This window comes from Nostoc sp. CCY0012 (assembly GCF_963920855.1).
Taxonomy (GTDB): Bacteria; Cyanobacteriota; Cyanobacteriia; order Cyanobacteriales; family Nostocaceae; genus Cyanocohniella.
On the sequence record NZ_CAWUDM010000197.1, the window covers coordinates 1 to 4,812 of the forward strand.

The following is a 4,812-nucleotide window of genomic DNA, read 5'->3' on the forward strand; positions in this document are numbered from 1 at the left end:
TCGCCCACAATGCCCACGTTGTAAGGGTGTTCAAGTTTATAAAAACGGGTCTAATCGGCTGAATGATGGGACAGTGGTACAGCGTTGGTTTTGCCAAGCTTGCCGTAAGACGTTTCAACCAAATGCCTAAATTTTCTTAGCTCGTCCCAGGGACGGGTATTAATATTCAATTCCCTAGAATTTTGATTGGGGTGGTAATTTTCCCGTTTCATCTCAATGTACTGGTCAATGGCATTGAGAATAATTTCTTGATTGCCGTGTAACAGCGCAATACCAGCATCAAGGTTCCTGGCATATTCCAAAATTTGGGGAACTAAAGCAATTGGCACTCTTACTGTAGTTGTGGCCCCACTATGCCAATTACTACCCTTTGCTTTAGTGGTGGCAGTCCGTCCCCCTTTGCTCATAAAATGCCCTATTGCCGTGTAACAGCGCAATAGTAACATTACTCTCTACTATTCATGATCATGAAAATGCGATCGCGCAGCGCTCCTGGGGGAATCGCCATTGTAGTGAGTAGGCGAAATGACTCCTTAGCCCTGGCGCGATCGCAACTGAAACACAATAATGATGTTGCATCTATCTGGCACAGTCTAACCTATGGAAACAGTGACGGCTGGTAAAGTTCATCAACTTCATCCCAGGCGGAATTAGCCAATTCCTCAAGTGCCATAGCTAGGTCAGAAGGGTGACTATAGGCCCCAGCTTTGAACTTCTCGTAAAAAACCTGAACTTTCAAAATCAACAAATTTTCAGCGCTCATAGTGCGTTGATAGCTCCTTTGACCCGATCACTGTCAATCTCCACATACTTTTCTAGTGATTTAAAATCCTTATGCCCGGTAATCTGCTTGATTGTGTACAAGTCTGTCCCATTACGGTGCAATTTGGTAATGAAGGATCTACGGGTGCTATGGGTGCTAATTCCCTTTGCAGTCAGCCCGGCCCGGTCAACCGCAGCCCGAAAAATCATATCAGCCCAGCGAATAGTAATTGGCCCATCATTCTCACGATTGGGGAACAGCCAGTGAGAATCTTCTGGTTTATAACTGCTGAGTGATTCTGCCAAAGTTTGGTGAACTGGTACTTGGCGAGTCGCCCTTGTACCGTCTGGACTGGCCTTACGAGTCACAGCCCGAAAATTGATATACTCGCTTGGTGTTCCCTCGTTATAAACATCGGTTACTTTTAATTGCACCAAAGCTCCCCAGCGTTCCCCTGTGTACCAAGCCAAATCTAAAAGTAGTTTGTATTTTCTACTTTTAATTTGTTGGCGAATTTTAGAATATTCCGAATTTGTCAAAACTGCCGATTGTCCGTGGCGATTATTTTTCATTTTCCGCTTCTGCCCTATTCCGGTTTAACCATTGCAAGTGGTCAAACCGGAACTTTTATAATTAGTGGTATTAGTAAAACTAGGCTCAATGCTATTCCTAGTAAGCATTACAAAGCATCGGTAAATCTTCCTGTTTTACATAAAACTGGAACATTTACACAATTTGGATTCCCGCATAAAACGGATTTATTCACCTCAATTAAAAATCCGATTTATGGCGGAACCAACTTTACAACAGGTATTTGGTGCGAATGCTATTCAAGATGCAACGACAATCACAATTGTCAAAGCCGATTTAACTGGCTTGACTGCTGATGCTAACAACACAGCAGAAAGTTTATTGGCGGCTATCAACTTAAAAGCTCAAACCTATCTCACCCAAGCTAATTTTGATGCCAACCTTGACCAGAGTATTTACATTGAAAGTGGTTTTTCTAGCTTCACTACAAGAGGTGTTAATAATGACAGCTATCGTGTTGACCCCGTAACCATTACTTTTGTCAAACCCGATAGTAATTCAACACTAGATCCAGACGATTACTAATGACTAACTACTGTAATCCTGGGGATACAGCACGAGTAACTTTGGCAGATGGCAGGGTGTTTGAATACACTCAAAATCTGCCAATTAATATTGAATGTAATCTTAGAACTGATGAGTGTGCAAGAGTTAGAGTTTATTACACTGCGATTCGGTCATTTCCTGACGGAAGTAATGTTGTAGTTACTAATTCTAGCCTATTAGCTAATACACCCATTGGTGGCGCAAGAATTAATCCTAGCAACAATAAAGAAACCCAACTTTTAAGCAAGGGACATAGTGTTACTTGTGCTGCTTATGAATGGCGGCTAATAACTGCTATTTCTGTTTTTACTTCTAGCGTTTGGCAGAGTATTGTTATCACTAGAATTGACAGTGGCTATAGATTAATTATCAAAGACAGCCTAAACAATGAGCTATTTAACGAACTAGTTAATACTTGTGGTTACGATGTCGAATGTATCGAAAACTGCCCACCAAACAGCTTAGATTGTGGTGATTGTTGCCTATCTTGTGATTCTGTATTCAATGAAATTTCATCAATTAGGGCATTAGTTAAAGGCTTGAAATAATGTCAAGTTGTAGTCAAATAGAAAATGAAATTGCTGCACTTAGAACAGATATAGCAGCACTCAATAACAAGTTTGCCACCAAAAAAGAGGTAGAGGTATTGCGTCAGGAGATTGCAAAATTAAAGTCTATCGATGAAGCGAAAATTATTAGAGAAGCGGCTAATAGGGCATTAACCGAGATACAACCACAGCTAGGATTTAAAGCCGATAAAGCTGATGTGAATAATCTTAAGTCGTTGGTGGATAACATCAATAGCAGATTGAAGGGTCAAGAGCGAAAACCTAACACTAATAGTGATTTAGCAAACCGAGTATCGAAGTTAGAGCGCTACTGTGAATCACTAGAAAAGTTCATCCTAGAAACAGGACAAAAACTAAGTCCATTTGTTGACACAATGATTACATTTTTTGACTTTTTCCAGTTCATATTTAAATAAAATGGCATTACCATCAACCTCAGTAGGAGGGGCATTCCTATCACGCCAAGCAGCAAGATTATCTTTTGAGTCAGGACTAAGGCTCGCTAAGTTAAAAAAACTCCCTGGACTTGCTAACGGTTTAACATCGGCATTGCAACGTAATGCTTATTTTGATGGTAAGGTAGCCAAGCCATTGGGTGAGTTAGGCAAGGTACAGGACAAGATACTAGAAAAAACTCCTGGCAGTGGCAATCTGGGAAAAGCAAGTAACTTAAGTGGTTCATTGGGGGCGTTTGTTGCTATTGGTGGTGTTGCTGTCATTGTTGCATTACAAGCCAAGGTGAGCGAGTTTGTACAGGCACAGGAAGACAAAAACTTTGACCGATTATCAGCAGACCTAACTAAAGTTAATGAATTAGCAGTAAGAGCAAATCTTGCCAACCAGCAACAAGAATTAAAATTTCAGCAATTCTCAGTTGAGAATGCCAACATTGACCAAAAAATTAACATACTCAACAACAGTACTCAAGACGCTAGGAAACTAGCCAACGATGCACTGTACGAAGCTAGGCAAGGACGAACAATTGTAGAAGCGAAGGTAGAAACAGCAAGAAAACAGGCTAATGATGCGCTATACGAAACACGTCAAGGTAGAACGATACTTGAGAATCAAATAGCACAGCAACAGAGAGCTATTACAGCACAGTTAGCAGCAACGGAATTACGTATACAATCTGCATTACGAGCTAATGATTCAGCGCTAGTTACCCAGTTGCAAGGTAGAGTAAACAGCTTACAAGGTGAGCTTAATGGGCTTAAATCAACTGTCAATAATTTTAAAATACCCAGTCAAACTATTGATATCACTGCAATATCCAATAACGTGCGTTCAAGTCTTACACCTCTTATCAACGCTAGTAATGCTATTGCTGTTGATGCAAAGTTTATTGCTGTTAACGCCGGTAATAAAGTGGATGCTGTAAGCAATAGAATCACTGGGTTAGAAATAAGTAACGGGATACTTGGTGACACTATCGTAGGCTTGGCACAAAACATTAGCACTGTAGATAGTAAAGCTAATAATGCATTAAGAGAAGCACAGATAAAGGGTGTTCCTACTGGTGATTTACAGAGGTCACTTGATGATAAATTCAATGCTTTTGTGCAACAGAATAACCAAGCACTTGGCATCAGAGACTTACAACAAAGTAACCTATCAAAAGAGTTCGACAAAAAATTAGCAGACTTCGTGAATCAAAGTAATCTCACTGCTGACCAAAGATTTAACCAGTTTAGACAGGAGAACAATAATAGGCTTGGTGTGCAAGACTTGAAACTGTCTAATCTCAGTAATGATTTTGACAAAAAGTTTGGTGAGTTTGTGAATCTTAGTAATAAGACTTCTGAAGAGAGATTTACAGCATTCACTAACAGCAACCAACAGAAGTTAGGACTACTCACAAAGGAAGTAGAAAAAATTGATACGAGAATTAAGGAACAAGAGAAAGTGAATCAAGAGGCAATACCTAAGCTTGACCAATTGATATTTACAGCAGGCTTAATACCCGGTCGAACTGCTGATGTTATCAGACCATCTATTCCCACGCCACAACAAATAAATCAGGCTGTACAAACTGGTAACTGTCAATCGCTTAACGGTGGTTGTAGTGGTAAGGCAATGCAAGACCTTGCCAACAACATTAACAGCAACACTCAGAATGCTAATAATGATTTACTAAATAAATTAAATGCTGGGGCTAATGCCTCACAGCTAGCACTTTTAAACACTATCAATACCAAGCTAGGCGGGCAAATAGTCGGGGGAATATCAGGGAAGCTGGTAGATGGTTTTAAGTGGCTACATCTAGACCGTGTTCTTAATGTCTTGACCTTTGCTGCAACTGTTCATAATGCGGTTCAGTTATCTAATGATATCGGGCAGACA

General features: G+C 40.3%; 7 protein-coding genes. 5 read left to right on the forward strand and 2 right to left on the reverse strand.

Annotated features, from left to right (window positions below; translation table 11 throughout):
* Positions 1-50: 50 nt before the first annotated feature.
* Positions 51-407 (reverse strand): hypothetical protein, encoded by a 357-nt coding sequence (locus tag ACM0OS_RS28335; protein WP_414546511.1) that lies wholly within the window; start codon positions 405-407, stop codon positions 51-53.
* 54 nt (positions 408-461) lie between these two features.
* Between ACM0OS_RS28335 and ACM0OS_RS28340 the strand changes: the two genes are divergently transcribed.
* Positions 462-623, forward strand: a complete 162-nt coding sequence (locus tag ACM0OS_RS28340) for a hypothetical protein (RefSeq protein WP_414546512.1) — start codon at positions 462-464, stop codon at positions 621-623.
* 136 nt (positions 624-759) lie between these two features.
* Here the strand turns inward: ACM0OS_RS28340 and ACM0OS_RS28345 are convergent, their stop codons facing one another.
* Positions 760-1,335 (reverse strand): tyrosine-type recombinase/integrase, encoded by a 576-nt coding sequence (locus ACM0OS_RS28345; RefSeq protein WP_414546513.1) that lies wholly within the window; start codon positions 1,333-1,335, stop codon positions 760-762.
* A gap of 214 nt (positions 1,336-1,549) precedes the next feature.
* Between ACM0OS_RS28345 and ACM0OS_RS28350 the strand changes: the two genes are divergently transcribed.
* The 4 genes from ACM0OS_RS28350 to ACM0OS_RS28365 all read left to right on the forward strand — a co-directional run.
* Positions 1,550-1,879, forward strand: a complete 330-nt coding sequence (locus tag ACM0OS_RS28350) for a hypothetical protein (RefSeq protein ID WP_414546514.1) — start codon at positions 1,550-1,552, stop codon at positions 1,877-1,879.
* The gene (locus ACM0OS_RS28355; RefSeq protein WP_414546515.1) at positions 1,879-2,448 is read left to right on the forward strand and encodes a hypothetical protein; all 570 of its coding nucleotides are present in this window, start codon (positions 1,879-1,881) and stop codon (positions 2,446-2,448) included. The genes ACM0OS_RS28350 and ACM0OS_RS28355 overlap by 1 nt, the downstream gene beginning before the upstream one ends.
* On the forward strand, positions 2,448-2,885 hold the full coding sequence (locus tag ACM0OS_RS28360; RefSeq protein ID WP_414546516.1) for a hypothetical protein: 438 nt from the start codon (positions 2,448-2,450) through the stop codon (positions 2,883-2,885). Before ACM0OS_RS28355 ends, ACM0OS_RS28360 begins: the two co-directional genes overlap by 1 nt.
* Position 2,886: 1 nt before the next feature.
* Positions 2,887-4,812: hypothetical protein (locus tag ACM0OS_RS28365; RefSeq protein ID WP_414546517.1), on the forward strand; the 1,926-nt coding region annotated here is incomplete at its 3' end.